General features: G+C 52.7%; 25 protein-coding genes. 13 read left to right on the top strand and 12 right to left on the bottom strand.

Features of this window, described 5'->3' with window-relative positions; all coding sequences use genetic code 11:
- Positions 1-144: 144 nt before the first annotated feature.
- Positions 145-1353, bottom strand: a complete 1209-nt coding sequence (locus CUZ56_RS05700) for an aspartate aminotransferase family protein (RefSeq protein WP_239442079.1) — start codon at positions 1351-1353, stop codon at positions 145-147.
- A gap of 300 nt (positions 1354-1653) precedes the next feature.
- Between CUZ56_RS05700 and CUZ56_RS05695 the strand changes: the two genes are divergently transcribed.
- Positions 1654-1980, top strand: a complete 327-nt coding sequence (locus CUZ56_RS05695) for a DUF3579 domain-containing protein (protein ID WP_126979111.1) — start codon at positions 1654-1656, stop codon at positions 1978-1980.
- Between the two features lie 160 nt (positions 1981-2140).
- Here the strand turns inward: CUZ56_RS05695 and rpsT are convergent, their stop codons facing one another.
- Positions 2141-2440: a 30S ribosomal protein S20 gene (gene rpsT / locus CUZ56_RS05690; RefSeq protein ID WP_126979109.1), complete on the bottom strand. Its 300-nt coding sequence runs from the start codon at positions 2438-2440 to the stop codon at positions 2141-2143.
- A 136-nt stretch (positions 2441-2576) separates the two neighbouring features.
- The gene (locus CUZ56_RS05685) at positions 2577-3719 is read right to left on the bottom strand and encodes an NAD(P)/FAD-dependent oxidoreductase (RefSeq protein WP_126979107.1); all 1143 of its coding nucleotides are present in this window, start codon (positions 3717-3719) and stop codon (positions 2577-2579) included.
- A 242-nt stretch (positions 3720-3961) separates the two neighbouring features.
- Here CUZ56_RS05685 and murJ point away from each other — a divergent pair, with 242 nt between their 5' ends.
- Positions 3962-5590, top strand: coding sequence for a murein biosynthesis integral membrane protein MurJ (gene murJ, locus CUZ56_RS05680; RefSeq protein ID WP_126979105.1), 1629 nt, complete (start codon positions 3962-3964; stop codon positions 5588-5590).
- A gap of 123 nt (positions 5591-5713) precedes the next feature.
- Complete coding sequence (locus CUZ56_RS05675; RefSeq protein ID WP_126979103.1) at positions 5714-6643, top strand: DUF4253 domain-containing protein; 930 nt, start codon at positions 5714-5716, stop codon at positions 6641-6643.
- A gap of 72 nt (positions 6644-6715) precedes the next feature.
- Here the strand turns inward: CUZ56_RS05675 and CUZ56_RS05670 are convergent, their stop codons facing one another.
- From CUZ56_RS05670 to CUZ56_RS05655, 4 genes are all read right to left on the bottom strand, one after another.
- A complete protein-coding gene (locus CUZ56_RS05670) occupies positions 6716-7144 on the bottom strand; it encodes a hypothetical protein (RefSeq protein ID WP_126979100.1) in 429 nt (142 codons plus the stop codon).
- A 102-nt stretch (positions 7145-7246) separates the two neighbouring features.
- Positions 7247-7702 (bottom strand): hypothetical protein, encoded by a 456-nt coding sequence (locus tag CUZ56_RS05665; protein ID WP_126979098.1) that lies wholly within the window; start codon positions 7700-7702, stop codon positions 7247-7249.
- 135 nt (positions 7703-7837) lie between these two features.
- Positions 7838-8311 (bottom strand): hypothetical protein, encoded by a 474-nt coding sequence (locus CUZ56_RS05660; protein WP_126979096.1) that lies wholly within the window; start codon positions 8309-8311, stop codon positions 7838-7840.
- Positions 8312-8347: 36 nt separating this feature from the next.
- The gene (locus tag CUZ56_RS05655) at positions 8348-8791 is read right to left on the bottom strand and encodes a hypothetical protein (RefSeq protein WP_126979094.1); all 444 of its coding nucleotides are present in this window, start codon (positions 8789-8791) and stop codon (positions 8348-8350) included.
- Positions 8792-9113: 322 nt separating this feature from the next.
- Between CUZ56_RS05655 and CUZ56_RS05650 the strand changes: the two genes are divergently transcribed.
- The 4 genes from CUZ56_RS05650 (at position 9114) to CUZ56_RS05635 (ending at position 13637) form a co-directional block, all read left to right on the top strand.
- On the top strand, positions 9114-9992 hold the full coding sequence (locus tag CUZ56_RS05650) for a SirB1 family protein (RefSeq protein WP_126979092.1): 879 nt from the start codon (positions 9114-9116) through the stop codon (positions 9990-9992).
- 56 nt (positions 9993-10048) lie between these two features.
- Positions 10049-11200 (top strand): acetylornithine deacetylase, encoded by a 1152-nt coding sequence (gene argE / locus CUZ56_RS05645; RefSeq protein WP_126979090.1) that lies wholly within the window; start codon positions 10049-10051, stop codon positions 11198-11200.
- 268 nt (positions 11201-11468) lie between these two features.
- Positions 11469-12644 carry a polyphosphate kinase 2 gene (ppk2, locus tag CUZ56_RS05640; RefSeq protein ID WP_126979087.1) on the top strand — a complete coding sequence of 392 codons (1176 nt, stop codon included), beginning with the start codon at positions 11469-11471 and terminating at the stop codon, positions 12642-12644.
- A gap of 210 nt (positions 12645-12854) precedes the next feature.
- Positions 12855-13637 (top strand): endonuclease/exonuclease/phosphatase family protein, encoded by a 783-nt coding sequence (locus CUZ56_RS05635; protein WP_126979682.1) that lies wholly within the window; start codon positions 12855-12857, stop codon positions 13635-13637.
- A 23-nt stretch (positions 13638-13660) separates the two neighbouring features.
- Here the strand turns inward: CUZ56_RS05635 and CUZ56_RS05630 are convergent, their stop codons facing one another.
- The 3 genes from CUZ56_RS05630 to CUZ56_RS05620 all read right to left on the bottom strand — a co-directional run bounded on the left by CUZ56_RS05630 (position 13661) and on the right by CUZ56_RS05620 (position 15696).
- A complete protein-coding gene (locus CUZ56_RS05630) occupies positions 13661-14413 on the bottom strand; it encodes a HesA/MoeB/ThiF family protein (RefSeq protein ID WP_126979085.1) in 753 nt (250 codons plus the stop codon).
- Between the two features lie 184 nt (positions 14414-14597).
- Complete coding sequence (locus tag CUZ56_RS05625; RefSeq protein ID WP_126979083.1) at positions 14598-15326, bottom strand: DNA alkylation repair protein; 729 nt, start codon at positions 15324-15326, stop codon at positions 14598-14600.
- A 79-nt stretch (positions 15327-15405) separates the two neighbouring features.
- The gene (locus CUZ56_RS05620) at positions 15406-15696 is read right to left on the bottom strand and encodes a hypothetical protein (protein WP_126979081.1); all 291 of its coding nucleotides are present in this window, start codon (positions 15694-15696) and stop codon (positions 15406-15408) included.
- Positions 15697-16012: 316 nt separating this feature from the next.
- On the opposite strand from CUZ56_RS05620, the gene prfA reads away from it, so the two are divergent.
- The 3 genes from prfA to grxD all read left to right on the top strand — a co-directional run bounded on the left by prfA (position 16013) and on the right by grxD (position 18697).
- Positions 16013-17113: a peptide chain release factor 1 gene (prfA, locus tag CUZ56_RS05615; RefSeq protein ID WP_126979080.1), complete on the top strand. Its 1101-nt coding sequence runs from the start codon at positions 16013-16015 to the stop codon at positions 17111-17113.
- Positions 17114-17118: 5 nt separating this feature from the next.
- The gene (gene prmC, locus CUZ56_RS05610) at positions 17119-17994 is read left to right on the top strand and encodes a peptide chain release factor N(5)-glutamine methyltransferase (RefSeq protein WP_239442077.1); all 876 of its coding nucleotides are present in this window, start codon (positions 17119-17121) and stop codon (positions 17992-17994) included.
- 376 nt (positions 17995-18370) lie between these two features.
- Entirely contained in the window at positions 18371-18697 is a 327-nt protein-coding gene (grxD, locus tag CUZ56_RS05605; protein ID WP_126979078.1) for a Grx4 family monothiol glutaredoxin, read from the top strand.
- A gap of 59 nt (positions 18698-18756) precedes the next feature.
- Here the strand turns inward: grxD and CUZ56_RS05600 are convergent, their stop codons facing one another.
- Positions 18757-19437, bottom strand: coding sequence for a lytic transglycosylase domain-containing protein (locus CUZ56_RS05600; protein ID WP_126979076.1), 681 nt, complete (start codon positions 19435-19437; stop codon positions 18757-18759).
- An 11-nt stretch (positions 19438-19448) separates the two neighbouring features.
- Positions 19449-21194, bottom strand: a complete 1746-nt coding sequence (locus tag CUZ56_RS05595) for a proline--tRNA ligase (RefSeq protein ID WP_126979074.1) — start codon at positions 21192-21194, stop codon at positions 19449-19451.
- A gap of 121 nt (positions 21195-21315) precedes the next feature.
- Here CUZ56_RS05595 and CUZ56_RS05590 point away from each other — a divergent pair, with 121 nt between their 5' ends.
- From CUZ56_RS05590 to CUZ56_RS05580, 3 genes are all read left to right on the top strand, one after another.
- On the top strand, positions 21316-21972 hold the full coding sequence (locus tag CUZ56_RS05590; RefSeq protein ID WP_126979072.1) for an RNA pyrophosphohydrolase: 657 nt from the start codon (positions 21316-21318) through the stop codon (positions 21970-21972).
- 18 nt (positions 21973-21990) lie between these two features.
- Positions 21991-22521: a CNP1-like family protein gene (locus tag CUZ56_RS05585; RefSeq protein WP_126979070.1), complete on the top strand. Its 531-nt coding sequence runs from the start codon at positions 21991-21993 to the stop codon at positions 22519-22521.
- Between the two features lie 142 nt (positions 22522-22663).
- A complete protein-coding gene (locus tag CUZ56_RS05580) occupies positions 22664-23893 on the top strand; it encodes a class I SAM-dependent methyltransferase (RefSeq protein WP_126979068.1) in 1230 nt (409 codons plus the stop codon).
- Positions 23894-23923 lie beyond the last annotated feature (30 nt).

Raw genomic sequence — 23923 nt, 5'->3', positions numbered from 1 at the left:
GTTGCATACGCTCATCACATACAGCTACCCCATCTGCGCACCTGTATTTTATGTGACACATACAAAAAGCATCACCGCACTTTCACACAGCATGAAAGAAAAAGGGGCAAACAAATGCCCCTGATGTAAACGGCTACAGCCATTTCACTCTGCCAGGAATTCCTTCACCAGCGGCGCCAAACGGGCCACAATGTCATCGGCATCCTGCTGTGTGAGAATCAACGCTGGCACAATACGGATCACCCGGTCAGCCGTCACGCTGATCAGCAAACGCTGCTCCAGCGCTGCGCGCTTGAGCAGAACGCCACACGGCTTTTCCAGTTCCACGCCAATCATCAGCCCCTGACCGCGCACCTCAACCACACCAGCCACGCCTTCAAAAGCCTGCTTCAGCGCATTTTGCAGATAAGCCCCTACCGTCAGCGCATTAGCCAGCAGACGGGACTCTTCCATCACTTTGATCGTTTCCAGCGCCGCACGCATTGCCAGCGGGTTACCGCCAAACGTCGTGCCATGATTACCGGGCTGGAAAATATCAGCCACTTTCGGCCCGCAGATCATCGCGCCAACCGGAACGCCCGACGCCAGCCCCTTTGCCAGCGTCATCACATCCGGGTACACGCCTTCGGCCCACTGCCAGGCAAACCATTTGCCGGTACGGCCAAACCCGCACTGAATCTCATCCACCATCATCAGCAGGTTGTACTTGTCGCACAGTTTACGCACACCCTGCAAAAAGACCGGGTCACACGGGTGAACACCACCTTCGCCCTGAATCACTTCCTGGAATATGGCGACTACATCGCGGTTTTCTTTGATAATGGCTTCCAGCGCCTGCAGGTCATTCAGCGGAGCGCGGATAAATCCCTGCACCAAAGGCCCAAACCCATCTCTAACCTTGGCATTTGCCGTTGCAGTCATCGTGGCCATTGAACGGCCATGAAATGCATGGTCAAACACAATGATGGCGGGTGCTTCAATCCCCTTGTTGACGCCAAATTTGCGTGCCACCTTAATGGCCGCCTCATTGGCCTCCAGCCCGGAGTTACAGAAAAACACATCCGTCATTCCTGAATGCCATACCAGTTGCTTGGCAACCTCTTCCTGCAGCGGCACTTCATAATAATTGCAGCAATGGATCAATTTGCCGGCCTGGTCGCTGATGGCCCGCACCAGCCGCGGGTGCGCATGCCCCAGCGTACTCACGGCAATACCGGCCAGCGCATCCAGGTATTCATTGCCCTGGACGTCCCAGACGCGCACCCCCTCACCTCGCTCCAGCGCTATGGGCAGGCGTCCATAGGTATTCATCACATGCGGCATGGATGATGGCGAGGTTGTATTTGAGGCCATGGTAATCAGATCCTTTCACAAAATAAAAATATGGGGAGCGTCTGTTTTGTTTTTTGTTTCAGACACTCATTTTAGCGCGACCAGACAACAAAATCCGCATTAACTTCGAAACCGCACAACACCGGTAAAAACCATTCTCATTTCGGCTCAAACCGGAAAAGCCCACCAAACCATGGAGTCTTATATAAGACCCTGCCCTTTCCTGTGCAGAATAGCTATCATATACGCATATTTTCATATGCCGCAACTGCAATGCGCCAACAGGATACCAAGCAGGTAGGCAGCATATGTACCGACTTTATGGCAACAACAAAATCTACTCACACATTTATACAGGGTATTACCAGTTCAGGCCGCAAATTCAGGCCCAGTGATTGGGCCGAGCGCCTCGCTGGTGTCATGAGCCAGTTTCGCCCAGGCGTATGCAAAATGCAGCGCAGCACATTTCTGACCTATTCTCCCTGGTGTGTGCCTACGCTGGTCGGCGATATCAAATGCGTTGCCGTCAATCACGAACTGCAAAAAGCCAATCCACAGGCCTGGGCATTTGTCATGAGCTTTGCCAGCGATAACGATTTGCAAGTCAGTGAAGCCTGCCTGGTTCCAGACGACGAACAGGCCCCTTAACGCGTTTTAACGCTCGCCATATTCAATTGACAGGCGAACCGAACCGTCCAGTGTCTCACACGCCTGCACAAATCACGCCAGGCTACAGGCATAAAAAAACCGCCTGAAGACAGGCGGTTTCTCTTCACCAGCAGCGCACCGCTGCAAACCATATTTATATTTAGGCAGCGTCCTTCAAAGCCAGAGCCTTGATTGCTGCGGCCAGACGGCTTTTATCGCGTGCTGCTTTGTTTTTGTGAAATACCCGCTTATCCGCCACAGAGTCGATAACGCTTTGTGCATGCTGGAACAAGCCCGCGGCACGTTCTTTGTCACCTGCACTCACAGCTTTACGAACGTTTTTAATCACGGTACGGTATTTGGAACGCAATGCGCTGTTGGCTGCATTGAGTTTGGTATTTTGACGTGCCCGTTTACGGCCAGATGCCAGACGGACGGTTTTCTTTTTAACTGTTGCCATTGTATTTAATCCTGGTGTATTAAAGTTTGCGGATGTTACTGGTGAACCGCGTATTATACCCTAAACAGGTATATTACTCCAGCCCTTTGACTTGCAACCGGAAAAAGCCGTTGATTTTTGGCAGACCGTTCCTACCTTAACGTGACGCAGCAGCCTGCCCTTTGCGGTGAAAATAAATCTGCTCTGCAAAACGCCGGAACAGAGGAGTCGACAACAACTGGTTAAACAGCCAGTCAGACTGCCAGCGGTCATAACCCCAGCGCAAAAAGCGTTTGCTTCGATAGCCCGGGTATTGCCTGACCAGCCAGCCAGCCGGGTCTTGCGCTTTGCCGTGCAGATAATCAGCCACAGCCACACCGGCTTTCTCGCCATACACCAGCGCCGTGCGAATGCCGCCTGCCGTAACAGGAGACACCGTTCCGGCCGCATCGCCTATCAGCATGGCACCAGGGCAGCCGATATGGCGCAGCGTACCGCCACACGGAATCATTCCGGCACGCACCGCCATAAATTCAGACTGAATCCTGACCACAGGAGAAATTTTTTCTAAAAACTGCTCAAAATGCAGCGCACCAGCCTTATGCATACCGTGCCGCTGCGATGGCAGACGCTTTGCCAGCCCGATCTGGGAATAACCTTGTGTAGCCAGCGCCCAGCCGATGTAGCCGGTCGCCAGTTGGTGGTCAATAAAACAATGCAAAAAACCTGGGTCAAGCTCTGCCATGGCGTATTCACGCTCCATGCCAAACAGAAACTCTGTATTTTTAGATAGCCCCAGCGCGCGCGCCACGCGCGATGTCGGGCCATCGGCACCAATCAGGTAGCGCGCCTCGATTTCCGCATGCGGTGCCGTCTGGGCCCCTGCATTTTGCAGCACCGGAACCCGCCATCCGCCTTCGGCAGTCCGCTGGGCCGTTTCAAACAGTGTCGACGTCAGAATCTGCACACCCAAAGACCGAACCTCCTGGGTCATCCAGTTGAGCAGGCCCGGCGTTTCAGTTGCCCAGAAAAAATAGCCGGGCGCCTGCAGATCAAGCATCCGCATATTCGGGGCATACAGTCGCACGCCTTCAATCTGTCTGATCAAATGCTGCGGCACCTCCTGCAGCCAGCGCACCTGGTCCACAACCTCTTTCACCAGAATCCCTGTGGTGTGCAGCTTGTCGCCCGCCTGCGCTTTTTTTTCTAGCACAGTCACAGACAGCCCTGCCAGAGCTGCCTGACGCGCACACGCCAACCCCGAGAAACTAGCGCCTACAATCAATAAATCCGTTTTCATCAGGTACGATCAGTTATTTTTAACATAAACCCATCACAGGAATATGCATTGTCATGTTTTAGCGGTTTGAGTGCCTGCCTGCTGAAAAGTTTAACCACAGCTTTATCAGTTAATGCCTCTTTCTGCTCAGCCAATAGGCTGGCAAGGTCAAAGTCCAGGCTGCCTTTCTGAATCTCACTGGTTTGCCTGAGTACATTTCCATTTTATTCACGCGGATGCGCAACCCGTCTAGAATCCACTTCATGAACTTATGGCGCGCAGTATCTTCCGTCTCTTTGCTTACGCTGGCCTCCCGGCTGACCGGATTGGTACGCGAACTGCTGATTGCTGCGGGCTTTGGTGCCAGCGCCCTGACAGACGCCTTCAATGTTGCATTCCGTATCCCCAACCTGTTGCGGCGTCTGTTTGCCGAAGGCGCTTTTTCGCAGGCGTTTGTTCCTATTCTGGCCGGCAGCCGCTCTCAGGAACAACCGGAGCAAACCCGCCAGTTGATTAACTTTGTGGGCAGTGTTCTGGCGTTTATATTGCTGATCACCTGCATCATTGGCATTCTTGCTGCACCTGCATTTGTCTACCTGCTGGCCAGCGGCCTGAAGAACGGCCCCGGGTTTGACGCCGCCGTGGTCATGACACGCTGGATGTTTCCTTACATCGGCTTTATGTCACTGGTTGCCTTGGGTGCCGGCATTCTCAATACCTGGGGTAAATTTGCCATTGCGGCAGCAGCGCCCATCATGCTCAACATCTCCATGATTACCGCTGCGTCACTGATCTATTTCGGCGCCGGAGACTGGATGCGCGCTCACGGCTGGGAGCCTGTTTATATGCTGGCCTTTGGTGTTCTGCTGGGCGGCATACTGCAACTGGGCATCATTGCCATTGGTTTAAAACGCATTCAGATGCTACCACGCATCCGTTTATCCTGGTCAGCCCTTAAAGAGGCGTTTGCTTTTCCCGGGACACAGCGCGTTCTTAAACAAATGGCACCCGCCATTTTGGGCGTATCTGTCGCACAACTTTCTTTACTGATCAACACCCAGATTGCATCCTACCTGCAAGCAGGCAGCGTGAGCTGGCTGTCCTACGCTGACCGGCTGATGGAGTTTCCCACTGCCATTTTAGGCGTGGCACTGGGCGTTGTGCTGCTGCCGCAGCTTTCCGCATCCCTGGCCAGCCAGCAAAAAGAACAGTACAGCAACCTGCTGGACTGGGGGTTGCGGCTGGTATTTGTGCTGGGCCTGCCCTGCGCCGTCGGGCTTTTGTGCTTCTCTGAACCACTGGTTGCCATGCTCTACCATTATGGCCAGTTTTCATATGGTGATGTGCAGCAGACACGTCTGGCACTCATGGGTTATGGCATTGGCCTATTGGGGCTGGTTGCCATCAAGGTACTGGCTCCCGGGTTTTATGCACAGCAGGATATTCGCACACCGGTGCGCATTGCCATTGTTGTGCTGATTTTCACCCAGATCATGAACCTGGCTTTTGTCCCGCTGTTCAATTATGCTGGCAATGCCGGACACGCTGGGCTGGCCCTGTCTATCGGGCTTGGTGCCATGATCAATGCATTCTGGCTGCTGCGTGGGTTGAAAAAACGTGGCAGCTATACCCCCTGCCCCGGCTGGCTTCGTCTGACATTTCAGGTTATTTTCAGTTGCATGCTGTTAGCGGCCTTCCTGCTGGCTGGCAGCCATTATTTTCAGTGGGAGCAATTGCACGCTACCCCCTGGAAACGGATTGGCCTGATTCTGCTGCTGGTCAGCACAGCCATTGCCCTTTATTTTGGCACACTCAGGTTATCAGGCTGCCAGTTGAAAACGTTGCTCAAACCCAGACAAAGCCATTCATCCCCTCCGCCAACCACGGTGTAAATATACACCGCTTACTGCCATTCACCGGCGCCAATAACCGCCCCCGTGAATTGTCATCAAAATATCATCGCTGTTAGCGATAATTGACATGACTCACTTCCAAACAAGCTTCAAGGGGGAACCATGATCAACCAAGAAAAAGAACTGGCGGCATTGCTGGCAGATACGCCACTTTCAGGACGAGAGATCATCACACTGCCTATTCTGGACATCCAAGAAACCGCACTGGCGGTGCAAATCATGCCTCATGAAGTTGAAGCGGTGTGGCGCATTGGAAAAAACCTGCTGCCCAAGACCGGGCGCTGGCCGCTGGCGACCATGTTTGGCGCCAGTTGGGGCGCCCCTCCCTGGCGTGAAGCCATTGTTGATGGAGACCTGTTTTCACGCTTTTATTACGAAGAAGAGCCTGATCCTGTCGATATCTCACCGCAAGGGCTGTGCCGCCGCGCAGACCATGCAGATTACGCCAAGGCATTCGAGCAGGTTTTGCACACCCGTGCTGAATATGATCTGCTATCAGAACGCCTGGAATACACCATAGAATCGTGTCAGTCCCGCCTGGGCCACGCACCACAGCCAGAGGAAATTGCCGCTGCCAAAGCCTCTGGCAAATTCCAGCATTACTACGGACTTGAACACTGGATAGCGCAGTGGGAAACTGCACACGGCTACCAAACTAATCTGGAAGAAAGCCGTCCGGAATGTTTTACGCCTGAAAACTTTACCGCTTTACTTTTTCTTCCCACCACGCAAGGCTGGGACGCACTGGCATACCTGAACTGGTATGGCACCTCTGATATTGGCAGTGCCTATTACATTGCACTGGGACGGTCATGGCAGCAGCGCTTCGGTGCCGAGCTGGTTGCTCATTACGGCACCATGTTGCAGTGTGAGGTCAGCCGCCCACCCCAGACATTTGAAGAGGCCTGGCCGTTGGCTTGCGAACATGATCTGGCCAGTGACTGCACTATGGCATTACCCGGCATACTGCTGCGCGACTACGCGCATGGATTGGTTGGCTGGGACCGCTGGTTTCTGCATGAACGTCCCTAAATAACGAACTATGCAGCAGAAACAAAAACGGCTCCTGCAAGGAGCCGTTCATGTCTGTATCCAGAAAAAGAATCAGTTCAGATATTCTTTGATCTGTGCAGGAGACAGGCGACGGGCATTCAAAATCAGGCCCTGGCGTTTCAGAGAAGCCAGTTCTGAGCGTTTGATGCTGATTTCTTCGTCAAAATCCCAGGTGATATCGGAGAAGTCACCCTTCAGGTCATCCAATGCACCTTTCTTTTCGGGCCAGGCAGCATCTTCAGTTACCACAACAACTTCTGCGTCTGTTACACGAATCACACGCAGCAAGCCATAGGCAGAACCGCCTTCGTCACCGAATGAATATTCAGAGAAATGGTCCAGACGGGCAGCATAGATATCGTCCACTTTCGGGCTGGCCAGGATCTGATCGGCAGACTGTGCATGTGCTGCTGACATAAAACCGATACCAAATACCAAAGAAGCCAGCATCGCTGTCATCAGAGAAATAAATTTACGCATGAAATACTCCAAAATAATAAAAGAAAAATCCGTTATCAACCGCCAGCTTCACCCCAATAGAATCAAAACCCTTTATGGATGTGAACACAGCACAAAATGGCATCAGTTCAGATACGACTGAATCTGCTCTGAACTCAAACGTCGTGCTTCCAGAATCAACTGATCATTCTGCAAAGACCCCAACGTTGTACGCTGAATGGTAATCTCTTCTTCCGGATCCCAGGAAATATCAGAGAAATCACCATTCAAGTCGTCATGCGCCCCTTGTGGCTCAGGCCATGCGGCATCTTCGGTAATGACCACAATTGTATCTGAAGTCACTTCAATCACCCGCAAAAGGCCATAGGCATCGCCTCCTGAACCAAAGCTATATTGGGAAAAATGAGACAATTTGGCTGCATAGATATCATCCACCGCAGGTTGCTGCAACAGCGCTGCCGTACGCGCCTGCGATGAAAGCGAAGCCAGGTACTCCGGGGTCAATTGCGTCTGGGCACACCCGACAGCAAAAAATGCCGCCACCAGCATTGAGAAAAACACAGTCCATAAACGAAACATAAAGCCAATACTCCCACGCCATGTTAGAACGAATAAACGGTCTTGATCATATCAAGTAATGCGGTTGATCTCAATAGCCCATTCTGATAACAACCGCACCTCAGAAAACCGCGCTCATTCAACGCGGCAGAATAATCATTTGTCCAGGTAGCGCCGCACTTCCGCAGGCGTGAACCTGCGTGCTTCAAGAATCAGGCCCTGTTGTCTTAAAGATTCCAGTTCCGAGCGTTTGATGGTGATTTCTTCATCATAAACCCAGTTCTCAACGTCAGACAGGTCCCCTCTGAGCGCATCAACCGCTTCTTCCGCCTCGTACCATGCTGTTTCCTCCGCAACCACCACGATGGTTGTTGGGGTTACTTCAATCACACGCAACTGGCCCCAGTCCGGATCAGGGTCACCCCAGTCTTCCTGGGCAAAATGATCCAGCCGTGCAGCATAGACATCGTCAACCTGAGGCTGCTGGAGCAGTGCAATGGTCCGCTCCTTAGGGCTCATCGCCGTAGCTTCAGCCGCCGTCAACTGCTTGGCAGCAACGGCGCCGGCAAACAGGAATGTGGTGCAAAAACAAACGAACAGTGTGAAAAATGCACGCAAATTTGATTTCATTGTGGCTTCACCTTAAACAAAATTCTGATGTAACAATTAATTCTGCAGACGACGGATCTCGCTTGCAGACAAACGACGTGCGTCCAAGATATCGCCCTGCTCCTTATGCTCGGCCAGGTCTGCGCGCTGGATGGTAATTTTTTCACCGAAATCCCATCCCAAATCCAGCACATATGAGGTATTCTTCAAGTCGCTCAATGCTTCTCTGGCCTTGTATCTGGCCACATCAGCGGTCACAACAACGATTTCTTTAGAGGTCACACGGATAACGCGCATCAGGCCCCAGTCCGGGTCCGGGTCACCAAAATCAGACTCGGAAAACACATCCAACTGCGCTGCATAAATGTCATCCACTTTCGGGCTGGCCAAAAGCTGGTCAGCAGACTGTGCCGAAGCAACAGATGCCATCCCCAGGCTCAATACCATGACGGTAAATACCGTTGTGAAAAAAACGCCCAATCTACGTGCCAGTACCATCATTTTATGAAGCTCCTGTTTACATTACATATAAGATTTCTATGACAAATCATCTGATCACTATCCCCGGATAGCGGCCCCTGATTGCTCTGTATCACCCACTTTAGGGTAATTCCCGTCCATTCTATCCCGAAAAGGTGCTCAAACCGGATTTTATCCCCCCTTTTCTCTCACCCTCACCGATTGCTTGTTTTTTAGGCAAAACTGGCACCGATATGGCTTGTGCATCATCATGTTATCTGTTTTTTCATTTTTCCCCCTTATTTCTCCCATCCTTTTAGCCCGAGTGTTGAACTCATTTTCAAAAATGAGGTAAGGTAGAAATATGTCCGATACATTGCGTGCACCGGTTAATTCTCTTGAATACTTTGCCTTGCTGGTTTCAGAAGAGGAGAGCCTGCCTTTGGCCGAAACACTGGCCAATATCGCCCAGATTGAGTATCCGGAACTGCGCCTTTCAGATATCGCCGATGAACTGGATCAATTGGCAAAACGGGCACAGCGGAAAGTCCCCGTCAGTACACCTGTCCTGCAAAAAATATGGCTTTTCAACCAGTTTTTGTACAAAGACATGCACTTCAAAGGTGCCAAACAGACAACAGATGATCCAGACCTTTCCTGTATCAACATGGTGCTGAAAACACGCCAGGGGGCAGGAATCATACTGGCAGCCATCTACATTGAAATTGCCGGCCAGCTCCATTTGCAGGCGCGCGGTGTTGCTTTCCCAGAGCATTTCCTTGTCAAAATCCGGCTTAACCGCCCCAACGGCGCGCCGGGGGAAGTCATTATCGACCCGCTGACAGGCCGCTCACTGAACATGGAAGATATCCATGCACTGCTGATGCCGTTTAAAAAGCAGCATGGTCTGGTTGATGAGTTTGATATTCCCAGTGACCTCTTTTTGGAATCCGCCCCGAAAAAAGACATGGTGGCCGGCATTCTGGCGCACCTACGCGCCACCTATATGGAACATGAAGACTGGCCACGCCTGATTCAGGTGCTGGACCGCCTGATTACACTGAATCCGGAGCATATTGAAAACTACCGTGAACGCGGTTTTGCGCTGATTAAACAAGGGCAGCCGCAACAGGCCGCCATTGATCTGGAACATTACTTGCAACATGCCCGGCTGCAGATCGTTAATGACACGGACATGGTCATGCAGCAACTGACCCTGTTGCGTAACCGGAATCTGCATTAATTCATATCTCTTGTATTATTTGAATCTCTTTGCACCGAAAGAGAAGGATGATCTTCATGTCGCCAAGACAATGGCTTGAAAAGCTGGTTGCATTCGATACCACCACCCGCAATTCCAACCTGGAACTGATTGAATTCATTCAGCACTGGCTGTCGCAGCAAAACATTCCCAGTTGGCTGGCCTACAACCCCGAGCACACCAAAGCCAATCTGTTCGCCACCATTGCCGACCAGCATGGCAACACCCAGGGTGGCGTCGTGCTCTCAGGCCATACCGATGTTGTGCCGGTTGACGGGCAGAACTGGCACACGCCGCCTTTTGAACTCACTGAACGTGATGGCAAACTGTATGGCAGAGGCAGTGCCGATATGAAAGGCTTTATCGCCGTGGCACTGGCGCTGGTCCCCGAGTGGCTGCAAAACCGGCCTAAGCGCCCCATACACCTGGCCTTCTCATTTGACGAGGAAGTCGGTTGCGTGGGGGTATCGTTCATGCTGGACGAACTGCAAAAACGCGGCATACAGCCTGAGGGCTGCGTGGTTGGTGAACCCACCAGCATGCAGGTAATCATTGCCCACAAGGGCATCAACCTGTACCGTTGTTGTGTGCACGGAAAAGCGGCACACTCGTCTTTAACCCCACAGGGCTGCAACGCCATCGAACACGCCGCCCGCCTGATCTGTCACATTCGGGACATGGCAGACCGCATGAAAGCCCAGGGCCCTTACGACCACCTGTATGATGTGCCCTTTACCACCCTGACCACCAACCAGATCCAGGGCGGTATCGCCTCCAACATTTTGCCGGAGCAGTGTGAATTTGTATATGAGTTTCGCAACCTGCCGGGAATGAGCCCTGCCAACATCCAAAGCCACATTGAAGACTACGTTCGCTCAGACCTGCTGCCACGTATGCAAACCGAGTATGCCCAAGCGCGGGTAGACATCACCAGCACGGCACAGGCCCCGGCCCTGGAAGCCGATGAACAGGCAGCAATAACGCAACTGGTACGCGCATTGACCAGCGATACGCAGCAGCGCAAAGTCGCATTCGCCACAGAGGCCGGGCACTTCCAGCACATAGGCATTCCAACCGTCGTATGCGGGCCAGGCAGTATTGAGCAGGCCCACAAACCGGATGAATTCATTGAAATCAGCCAAATGCAGGCCTGTGAACAATTCCTGCGTAAACTGGCTTTGGCACTGTAATACACAAAGCGGGGCCCTGCTATGCCGCACTGCCCAAGGTGAATGCACTAACTAGTGGGATAGGGCAGGCATCCGTGTTTTTTTGCATTACGTTACTTTTTGGCATATTTGACCAGTTTGATACAACAAACCTTGCAACACACGTGGCTAATCCTTTTAAAATGACCTTTGTTAGAAAACACTTTTGTATCTGATTTGCAGGCTGAATCAGCCCGGATGCCATTTACAATCGGAATGTTCCTCGTACATTTCATCAAGGAAAACGCTCATGGCAACTACAACACAAAAATCTCCCCGTATCACAAAAGCGCCTAAAACAACCCCTGCTAAAAAGAGCCCCCGCCGCCGCAGCGCCCAGCATGTCGAAGTCGGCACCTCATTCATACAACGCACCCCCAGCAAGCTGGCCAAACTAGAGGCCAATCACTCCACACAGTCAGCCCTGGCCGCCAAGGCAGAAGGTGTGATTGACCAGTTGCGCCAGGTTGACATCAATGATCCGCAGGCTTCCAGCGACATGGTGCAGCATATTCTGACCCGCATTTCTCCGGATGAAGTCAAACTCCTGGATAAAACGCTGAAAGCCATTGCAAAAAACAAAGCCCCAAAAGTTGACTACGACCATGAATTGGCTGAGGACTGGCGCCACGGTGGCTACCCTTACAAATACCTGATGCAGCGCAAGACCTATGAAGAGCAGAAGTATCATCTACAGGTCGAGTTGCTTAAATTGCAGGCCTGGGTCAAGAAAACAGGCCAGCGCATTGTCATCTTGTTTGAAGGACGTGATGCGGCCGGCAAAGGCGGCACCATCAAACGTTTCATGGAGCACTTGAACCCCCGCGGTGCCCGCGTCATCGCGCTGGAAAAACCTTCCGAGGTCGAATTGGGGCAATGGTATTTTCAACGCTATATCATTCAGTTACCGACCCGCGGCGAGATGGTCATGTTTGACCGCTCCTGGTATAACCGTGCCGGCGTAGAGCGTGTGATGGGATTTTGTACCCCGACGGAATACAAGGAATTCATCCGTGAAGTTCCGGAAATGGAACGCAACCTGACCCGCAGCGGCATTCACCTGATCAAGTTCTGGTTCTCGGTCAGCAAAGAAGAGCAGATTCGCCGCTTTAAAGAACGTAAAACACACCCGCTCAAACAGTGGAAACTCTCCCCTGTTGATCAGGCATCGCTCGGTAAATGGGATGAGTACACCAAGGCCAAGGAAGACATGTTCTTCCATACCGACACGGCCGATGCACCCTGGACCGTTGTGAAATCTGACTGTAAAAAACGCGCGCGTCTGAATGCCATGCGTTATGTGCTGCTTAAATTGCCTTACGACAACAAAAACCTGGAAGCCATTGGCGCCATTGACCCGCTGATTGTCGGACGTGCCAACGTGGTTTATGAACGCGGCGAGAAAGGCAGCCTGGACCCGATATAACATAGCCAGATAAATGATGAGGCCGCATTAAAACGCAGGTTGAAAACTGCTTTTAATGCCCCACCTGAAGGTCATAGTGACAAACAGAGTTGGATAATGACAAAGGAGCAAGCGTCAGATACTGAGCAACCACCCTCACCTCCACAAGATGAGCCGGCCACGCCGGCTGAGCTGGAGGTGGTGCAGTATTCGACCATACTGCCACAAGCCATGCTGCTGCAGTCCGACGTGTTTCCGGCCACCCCCCCGGCACAACTGGATGACGGCATTTTGCGGGTTGCCACCTACAACATCCACAAAGGCGTGCGGGGGTTGGGGCCGATCAAACGGGCAGAACATCAAAACCTTGCCCTTGCGGTTGAAGAATTTGACGCTGACCTGGTATTTCTGCAAGAAGTCAGAAAACTTTATAGCCGTGCCGATATTGCCCAGCGCCTGCAAATGCCGGGCCCCCAGGCTGATTTTTTGGCCCCCGAGGGTTATATCAGCAGCTACATGACCAACGCCTACACCAAAGAAGGGCAGCACGGCAATGCACTGCTGTCCCGCTGGCCGGTGCTGGGCATGGCACGCGAAGATATCTCAGACAACCGGTTTGAACAGCGCGGCCTGCTGCACGTAAAAGTCAAGGTTGCCGGGACCTTGCTGCACTGCATTGTGGTACACCTCAGCCTGCGTCAGGTTGGCCGCAACTGGCAGATTCAGCGCCTGATTGATCTGATAGAAAGAGAAATTCCGTCAAGCGAACCGGTACTGATTGCCGGCGACTTTAACGACTGGAACAACAAACTGCTGCTGCCGATGCTGCATGCCGGTTTCACCACCTTCACCATTCCGCCGGAAGCGACCTTTCCTTCCGTTGCGCCGGTCTGGCGGCTGGACCGCATTTACGCCCGCGGCCTGACGCCTTTGCGCGCCTACGTTCCCAAGGGCAAAATCTGGACCCGCATGTCAGACCATTTGCCACTGATTGGCGAATTTGAATTGAGCTGACCGCAATCCGTTGGCTGCCCTTTTTAATGACCCGCACCACAAACGGGGCAATGGGGCCGGCGCTTGATGCGCAGCGTGGTCCATTGCATCTGCAGCGCATTGAGCATCAGCAAACGCCCGACCAAAGGCTCGCCAATCCCCATCAGCAGCTTCAACGCTTCGCCTGCCTGCATGGTTCCGGTCATCCCGGTCAACGGCGCAAACACGCCCATGGTCGAACAGGCAACTTCCTTTGGCACATCTTCTGGCGGATACAGGCATGCATAACACGGCGAGAGCTCGTCGCGCAGGTCGAAAACGCTGACCTGTGCATCCCAGCGGATAGCCGCTCCGCTGACCAGCGGTTTACGGTATTTCACACATGCCGCATTGATCTGCTGGCGGGTACGGAAGTTATCCGTGCAATCCAGCACCACATGCGCCTGATCAACCAACTGCTCTAAAACCTCACCTTGCGCTTTGACCTGCACGGCATGAACCTGCACATCCGGGTTCAACGCAGCCATTCCCTGTGCGGCAGAGTGCACTTTCAGCTGCCCCACACGTGCAGTGGTATGCACAATCTGCCGTTGCAGGTTGGTCAGGTCCACAGCGTCAGCATCCGCCACGGTGATCTGCCCGCAACCTGACGCAGCCAGATACATCAGCGCCGGTGAACCCAGCCCGCCGGCACCAATCACCAGCACGTGAGATTGCAGCAGTTTTTCCTGCCCTTCAATCCCCACTTCGTCCAGCAGAATGTGGCGTGAATAGCGTAAAAGTTGTTCGTCATGCATGGCACATATGATACGCGCAAGCGATTATCTGAGTCGGCTGCATTGCACTGGGTATTTTGCAAAATACCAGCAGAATGAAAAGCCATGAAACTTCAGATGCCCCTGCTGGCCGGCACAGATATGGCGCGCTCGCGACTCTTTTATAAAAAAACAGACCTGACCGTCAACAGCCTCCATCAGGGCATCATGCTTTTTTCATCGCCTGCGCCCGTAGCGCAGCAGGCATTTTCTCCAGCGCATAACGAAATGCCGTGCGCGGCATGGTTTGTTTTCGAGCCACCACAAAATCATACACGGCCTGCTGATGCGCTTCACTGGCGGCTTTCAGCATCCAGCCATAGCCTTTTTGCACCAGGTCATCCTGATCGCTTAGCAGCAGATCGGCCAGCTCAAAAATCTCCGGCAAAAACAGCCCCTTGCGGGCTGGAATGATCAGAGAAACCGCGGCGGCACGCCGCTTCCAGCGGTTTGCAGACATCGCCCAGTCTTTCAGCCTGACAACACAGGCCGGATACATCATCAGCAAATCACCTACAGCATGATTGCACAGCGTATCGCATGATGCCCAGTTATTCACATAAGCATCCAACCAACCATCAAATACATCCATATCGGCCAGTTCATACGTCCCTCGCATTTCATAGGCCCACTGGCACGCAATGAATGATTCTTCAATATAGCCGGACTGCCATAACGCCTCACAATACGCAAAAACATCGGTTTTTGAGGCTTGCGGCATCAAAGCGAAATACTTTTTGGCAATACGGTTTACCTGAGGCACCGGCACACCATAAAACCGGATTTCCTCTTTAAAAAAGCGCTGGCTGTTCTGCCGCGTTTTTTCTTCTATGCTCTGCTTTAATGCCGCACGAACCTGCGCCATCATCTGGTTAACAGCCTGGTTTGACATCATGGGATCGACCCTTTTTTCCTGGTCATGCCGCCTCATTTGGCGGGAGAAGATGCTTTTCGGTTTTCCTGGTCATGCCGCCTCATTTGGCGGGAGAAGATGCTTTTCGGGCCACTTTCCCTCCAGCCATAAAAACAAACAGGCTGCACAGTAAAACCAGCAGCCCATAGCCCAGCATATGCCCATCCTGCTCGGTGACAACCCAGCCGACAACCAGCCCGATTAAACTCCCCATAAAACCAGCAACAGCCAGCCGTATCCATGAACGCTGCCGAAACCAGAACAGCCGTGCCATTGAACCAACGGCCATGCCAACGAAAAGTGGCAGCAGCAAAAAATTGCCGATATGCGTCAACAGTTCCAACCCGTTCATGACATGGTCCGTTTTTATCAAAAGTTAAAAGCATTCTATAATAGGACGCTTTCAAGGGTTGAAATGATCAGGTGAGTATCTCGCCTATTTTTCCACTTCATCGGAACTGCTGTTCATGGCACGTATGCGCATATCTTTTTGGCTACAGGCACACAGGCTGACCACCCGGTCAGTCCAGGCCCTGCCCTGCATATTCGCTCCTGGCCTGACCATGCCGGCCAGCTGGCATTCCTAGCACCTCTCTTTTGCTGACATGAACAGGCAGCTTTTGCTGCTTTTTCCCTTTTTCTTTTTCCACTGATCTGATCCGACATTCATGAAACCCTTTATCCGGCAACAAATTGAACGCAGTACCTATCGATTCAGCGAACTCGAAGCATTCCTGTCCAGCCCTGAGGTCATGAGTGACATCCAGCGCTTTCGCACGCTGTCACAGGAGCATGCCGGCTTGAGCCCGCTGATTGAAAACTATCGCCAGTACCAGCAAAGGGAAAGCGACCTGAACAATGCGCACGAGCTGGAAAACGATCCGGAAATGGCAGAGCTGGCTGCGGAAGAAATTCAAAGCGCTCAGGCCGATCTGGAACGTCTGGAACAGGAAATTCAGTCGTTGCTGCTGCCCAAAGATCCCAACGATGACCGCCCGGTGTTCCTGGAAATCCGTGCCGGCACCGGCGGCGACGAATCCGCACTGTTTGCCGGTGACCTGCTGCGCATGTACACCCGTTATGCCGAACGCCAGGGCTGGCGCGTGGAAGTGATTGGTGCCAATGAGTCCGATCTGGGTGGCTACAAGGAAGTTATCATTCACATCAACGGGCATGGTTCACAGCCGGGCATTTACGGCAAGCTTAAATTTGAATCCGGCGGCCATCGCGTGCAGCGCGTTCCTGTGACCGAAACACAAGGCCGCATCCACACCAGTGCCTGTACCGTCGCCGTGCTGCCTGAGCCTGACGAGGCCACTGCCATCGAGATCAATCCGGCAGACCTGCGCATTGACACCTACCGGGCATCAGGCGCCGGGGGCCAGCACATCAACAAGACCGATTCAGCCGTACGCATCACACACATCCCAACCGGCATTGTGGCGGAATGCCAGGATGACCGCTCACAGCACCGCAACAAAGCCAAAGCCATGCAGGTACTGCAGGCCCGCCTCCAGGAGAAAGAGCGCAGCGAACGTGCAGCACACGAGGCTGCCACCCGCAAAAGTCTGGTTGGCACAGGAGACCGCTCAGACCGGATCCGCACCTACAACTACCCGCAGGGCCGTGTGACGGACCACCGCATCAACCTGACCTTGTACAAACTGCCGTTTATCATGGATGGCGATCTGGACGAGATCATCACAACGCTACAAACCGCGGCCGGCGCTGAGCAGCTGGCCGAAATGGAAGCCCGCATGGAGGCATGACAAACATGAACGATACACAAACCACTTCACTGCCCGAGCAGGTGATGAATGTACGCCAGGCACTTGATGCTGCGCGTGCCATGGGCATCGACCAGTTGGATGCCCAGTTGCTGTTGCTGTTTGCCCTGGGGCGTTCTTCGCGTGAACGTGCCTGGCTGCTGGCGCACGATGAAGATACCATGCTCAAGGACGAGCAGAACCAGTACATGGCGTTGCTCCAGCGCCGTGCCATTGGTGTACCGCTGGCATACCTGACAGGCGAAAAAGAATTTTACGGTTTAAATTTTTCAGTTGACCGCCGGGTTCTCGTACCACGGCCGGAAACTGAACTGCTGGTTGACTGGGCACTGCAACTTTTGCCGGCCAACTTATCTGCCCGGGTGCTTGACCTGGGCACTGGCAGCGGCATTCTGGCTGTCACATTGCAGCATGAACGCCCTGAACTGGAGGTTACTGCTGTCGATGCCTGCCAGGAAGCGTTTACCGTAGCCACACTCAACAGCAACGAACTGCTGCCGCCAGAATCACATATCCGCTTATTGCTGGGGGACTGGTTTGCCCCGGTTGCCAATGAAAAATTCGACCTGATTGTCAGCAACCCACCTTATGTTGCCGCAGGCGATGTACACCTGCAAGCCCTGTCTCATGAGCCCCAGCATGCACTGGTATCAGGCGATGATGGTCTGGATGACATCCGCCGTATCATTGCGCAGGCGGCAACCCATCTGTTGCCGCAAGGATGGCTGCTGCTTGAACATGGCTACGACCAGGCAGAAAAAGTGCAAACCCTGCTGGAAAGCGCTGGCTTCCAGAATGTGGAAACCCGTAAAGACCTGGCCGGACAGAACCGGGCCACAGGGGGGCAATTGCCAAAGCCTTAAACTCGACTGGTATGACATAGACACCGTCACCCGTTTGGCAAACACAATCCCCAACCACACACGGGTCACGATCAACTGCAGTACGTATGCGGTGCACATACAATGCGAATAAGTTGGGTTAAACCGTGCGGTGACATTTTTGCATTGGCGTCTCAGGGAAATCCCGGCCCGTTTTTCACACCACAAACAGGCTCTGTGAATGAAACGTTGGCCAACAGCATATGCACGCGTTCACAATAAATAATGAACTTTTGAATATTTCCGGACTCTCCTGCCATATATTGCAAAGCATGGTCAAATAGCGAACTAGCTCAAAAGGCTAAATGTGCTGTAAGTTATACGCTGATTTTAAATCGCATAAATTCAGGAGCCCGCGATGTCCGATACACAAAAACGTATTGAAGAACTGGTTAAAAACAACCCCGTATTGCTTTTCATGAAAGGCAGTGCCAAATTCCCCATGTGTGGTTTTTCAGGACGCGCAGTCCAGATTCTGAAAAACTGTGGCCTTGACGACTTTATGACTGTTGATGTTTTACAGGATGAAGAAATTCGCCAGGGCATTAAAACTTACAGCAACTGGCCAACCATTCCGCAACTGTATATCAACGGCGAGTTCATTGGCGGCTCCGATATCATGATGGAAATGTATGAAAGCGGCGAATTACAAAGCCTGATCAAAGCCAGTTGTCCCTCTGCATAAAACACAACACCCCCTGTATTTACATACCGGGGGTGCAGTTTCAATCAAAATCAAACCGGCTATTGTTCTTCAGCCACCGCTGTGGTCACCATGACAGGCGCAGGCTCATGAATCCAGCGCTGCCGGAAATTAAACACCGTATTGGGGTAATGGTCCCGGCCGCGTGACCCGTTATAACGCCCCAGAGCCATAAACAGATCGCCTCGCTCAATATCCATGTAATGGCGCAAAATAACACAGCCATAACGCAAATTGGTCTGGGCATGGAACAGTTTTTTCACATCACCATCCCCGATCAGGCGGGTCCAGAACGGCATCACCTGCATATACCCCAAAGCACCAGCCACACTCACGGCATATTGCTTGAATGCGCTTTCAGTCTGGATCAGCCCTAAAACCAGCGCCGTTTCCAAGCCGGCACGCTTGCTCTCGTACCAGACCGTTTCCAGGAACTCAATCCGATTGTCAAAGTTAGGAATGCGGCTTGCCAGCCGGTCTGACATCGAGCCCAGCCAGTTCAGATATTCGAGCCGCTCTGACATATCGGCAAACTGTTGTTGCCGCAATGGCGGTGCTTCATTGATAGCGGCTGAAAGTGCCGTGCGCACAGAGTGCGTCAAAGGCTCTTCCAGTTGGGATGCCTGAGAACGCCCAGGCAATAATGCCAAACCCGGAAAAGCCAGTACCGATGCGGCAGCAGCCAGCCACTGCCTTCTGTTTTTAAAAGTTCCCTCGCCCATAGCAGTTAAGCTTACACGCTTAACCGCCCTTTGAGAAAGGTTGTAATGGTATTCAGGTCAACTTTTGTTGCTTCCAAGTCACGCCTGCCCTGGTATTCCAACTGGTTTTCTTTAATGCCGCGCTCGGAAATAACCACCCGGTGCGGCACACCAATCAGCTCCCAGTCGGCAAACATGGCACCAGGCCGCTCGCCCCGGTCATCCAAGAGAACATCCACACCTTCCTTTTGCAGCGCACTATAAAGTGCATCGGCCTGCTGGCGTACAGATTCGTTGCGGTCGTAACCAATCGGGCACAACACCACCGTAAACGGTGCCAGCGTATCAGGCCAGATCATGCCTTTATCATCATGGTTCTGCTCAATGGCCGCCCCCATGATGCGGGTGATGCCAATGCCATAACACCCCATTTCAAAAAACTGCGGCTTGCCGTTCTCGTCCAGATACGTGGCATTCATCGCCTTGGAATATTTGGTCCCCAGGTAAAACACGTGCCCAACCTCAATCCCCCGCTGAATGGCCAGCTCTCCTGCACCGTCTGGCGAAGGATCCCCGGCAACCACGTTGCGGATATCGGCGACAGCATCCGGCTCAGGAATATCCCGCCCCCAGTTGATGCCGGTAATGTGAAAGCCCTCTTCATTGGCGCCACAGATAAAGTCGGTCATGTTCGCCACAGTACGATCGGCCACAATTTTGATCGGCTGTTTCAGCCCGACCGGCCCCAGGTAGCCAGGCTTGCAACCGAACACGGCTTCAATTTCACTCAGGCTGGCAAACCGGAACCCCTGATCCAGCCCGGCAACTTTGCTGACCTTGACTTCATTCATATCATGATCACCGCGCACCAGCAGCAACCAGACCTGGACTTTTTTCACATTCCCGTGCTCGTCCAGCTCGTCAGTTGCCAATACCAGTGATTTCACCGTGCGGGACAAAGGCAGATTCAGCAATTCAGCGACAGCCTCACAGGTACTTTTCCCATGAGTTGGGACTTTTGTCATTTTTTCAGCAGGCGCGCCTCTTTGCGTGATCAGGCTGACGGCTTCCGCTTTTTCAATATTGGCCGCATAGTCGGACCCGGTGCTGTAAACAATGGCATCTTCACCGGTATCGGCAATCACCTGGAACTCATGAGAGCGGTCGCCGCCAATAGCGCCAGAATCAGCCGCCACGGCCCGGTAGGTCAGCCCGAAGCGGTCGAATATGCGACTGTAAGCTGCGTACATTGTTTTGTAACTTTCGCCGGCAGCGGCTTCGTCCCGGTCAAAGGAATAAGCGTCTTTCATGATGAATTCACGCCCGCGCATGATGCCAAACCGGGGGCGCCGCTCATCACGGAATTTGGTCTGAATCTGGTACAGGTTCTTTGGCAACTGTTTGTAGCTGCGCAGTTCCTGCCGGGCAATATCGGTCACCACCTCTTCGGAAGTGGGCTGAATGACAAAGTCCCGCTCATGCCGGTCTTTCAGGCGCAGCAGTTCCGGCCCCATTTTTTCCCAGCGTCCGGTCTCCTGCCACAATTCGGCCGGCTGCACCACCGGCATCAACAGCTCCATCGCACCGGCGCGGTTCATCTCTTCGCGGACAATGGCTTCTATTTTGCGAATGACACGCAGCCCCAGCGGCATATAGTCATAAATACCAGCGCCCAGCCGCTTGATCATACCGGCGCGCATCATCAGTTGATGGCTGACAATTTCAGCATCTGCAGGCGCTTCTTTGAGAGTAGAAATTAAAAATTGCGAGGCTTTCATCAAATTGTGTCCATTAAAATCGCTAAAAACAGTGAAGCAACTGCTATTTTCCATCCAGTTACAGAAAAAATTCGCTTCACATGCTATATTGGAATCAGTTTAAAAGTTCCAAGGTGTGATTATGCTTGACAGAGACGGTTTTCGTCCTAATGTCGGCATCATTTTGCTCAACCGCTATAACAAGGTTTTTTGGGGCAAAAGAATTCGCTCCAATTCCTGGCAATTCCCTCAGGGAGGCATCGACCCTGGAGAATCCCCCGAGCAAGCGATGCTGCGCGAACTCCGTGAGGAGATCGGTTTGCTGCCAGAGCATGTACGCGTGATCGCACGTACACGTGACTGGCTGCGCTATGAGGTGCCAGACCGCTATGTCCGCCGTGAGGCCAGAGGTTATTATCGCGGACAAAAACAAATCTGGTTTTTACTTCAATTGCTGGGTCAGGATTCTGACATGGATTTACGCTCCACGGAACACCCCGAGTTTGATGCCTGGCGCTGGCACGACTACTGGGTGCCGCTGGATGTGGTCATTGAATTCAAACGCGGTGTTTACAGAAATGCCCTCAATGAACTGGTTCAGTTTCTGCCCCGTATTGATTCCCGCAACCGCTATCTGCGCGGCAAGCGCCGTACCGGCCGCTCCTTTTCGCGCTCACTTTATCCACCCAGCCGCCAACCCGAGGAAGACAATACCGGCCCGTTAACAACGCAGCAGGACAGCAGCCCTGCTGAAGACGCTCTCTCGCAGCCACCCCTGGTCATTATTCACCATAAATAATCAAAGTAGACAGACAACATGAAAAATTTCAAATCCGCTCTTCGCACCGTTTTTATCGCATGGATGCTGGGAACAGCGGCCACCTGCATTTACGCCCAGAATACCACTTACGCCGATGACTACTGGCTGGACTGGAAAGAAACTGAAATCACCTCTTTTCCTGATTTTGACCTCAACCGCGCCATCAATATCGAAGCCATGCCCGGCAGCCGGATGAACTGGTTCATTGACCCTAAGACCATCACCATCGATAAAGACAGTGTTGTGCGGTATGTGGTCATTGCCACCAGCAATACCGGTGCACAGAACGCCATGTATGAAGGTATTCTGTGTGCACAAAACACATACAAAATTTATGCCCGAGCTGTTGGTGATGGTGGCTGGCGTGCCGTTGAAAACCCTGAGTGGAAAAACCTGAGGGACGCTCCGGCGCTTAGCCATGAAAGAATGATCGCACAGATCTATATGTGTGAAAACGCATCACGTCCGCGCAGTGTGGAAAGTGTGATCAGACGCCTGCGTACACCGTATGCAAGCCAAAAACCTTAATCAACTGGCATAAACAATTGGTCTCATACCAGCCAGCAGATGTTTAGTCATCTGCTGGCTGGTCGTATGCTAGCCTGCATACACATCAAGCTCAATGCCTCTGCCGCTTGCTATAATTTCGACAGACCCTCTGAAAAATGTCATGAACGACCATACCCGCTCACTGCTGGAAAGCCTGGAATCCATTGCCCAGGCCACACCTGCACGTATCATTGTCAGTAACCCGCAAACCAAAACGGCACCCTGCACCCGGGTGGATATCACCGCTACGACAGCAGGCTACCAGATCAGTAAACGCATTGGCGCTCAGGTTTTCCATGAAAACATCATGCCTGAGCAACTCTGCACTGTACTCTCCCAACTGATGCAGGACTTTACCCAGCTCAACGCCTTTACGCCGGATACACAATACCGGCTGCGCCTGACCAAAAAAGGCAAGGTTCAATTTGGCCGGCAAGCTGCCCAGGCAGAAACACCCTCCGCGTCCAGTAGTGCAGCCTCTATCCCGGCAAAATCAAATACACCGGCATCTGCCCACTCCTCTACACATAACCGCCAAAAACACTACCTTCTGCCCGAAGGCCAGGCCATTGCACCGCTGGTAGACATGGGTGTATTCACTCCCGAGGGCCGCATTATCAAAGCCATGTACCACAAGTACCGGCAGATCAACCGTTTTCTTGAAATCGTCAAAGACGCACTACAGCAAGAGCATAGCGGCACGCTGCATATTTTGGACTTTGGCTGCGGCAAATCCTACCTCACTTTTGTGCTTTACCATTACCTCAGCACCGTACTGGGTTTGGATGTGCGCATGACCGGGCTGGACCTGAAAGCGGACGTCGTTGCCAAATGCAACGCTGCCGCACAACGCTATGGATACCAGCACCTGGCCTTTGAGGTTGGCGATATCAATGGCTACCAGCAACAAACAGCGGTGGATATGGTCATCACCCTGCATGCGTGCGACACCGCCACCGATTACGCACTTCACAATGCGGTGAAATGGGGGGCACGCATGATCTTTTCAGTACCCTGTTGCCAGCATGAACTCAATGCCCAGATGCACAGTGATGATCTGGCCATCCTCACCCGTTACGGCATCGTGCAGGAACGCATTGCCGCACTGATGACTGACGCCATACGCGCCAACCTGTTGCAGGCCTGTGGCTATAAAACCCAGTTGCTCGAATTTATCGACCTTGAGCACACCCCAAAAAATATCCTGATCCGCGCCGTACGTAGCAACTCACCCATGGCGCAGCGGCAAAAATTTCTGGCTGAGGCCGAGCACCTGATGCAAGCATTCTCATTTCAGCCCACCCTGTATACCTTGCTGCAGCAAATGCAACTGTTCCGGCCATTACGCTGACACCACCACGCGTTGTCGCGGCAAATCAAT

The sequence above is a fragment of the Saezia sanguinis genome (assembly GCF_003991585.1).
GTDB lineage: Bacteria > Pseudomonadota > Gammaproteobacteria > Burkholderiales > Burkholderiaceae_C > Saezia > Saezia sanguinis.
Note: the sequence above shows the minus strand (reverse complement) of the source record. Positions and strands in the feature narration are given on the sequence as shown.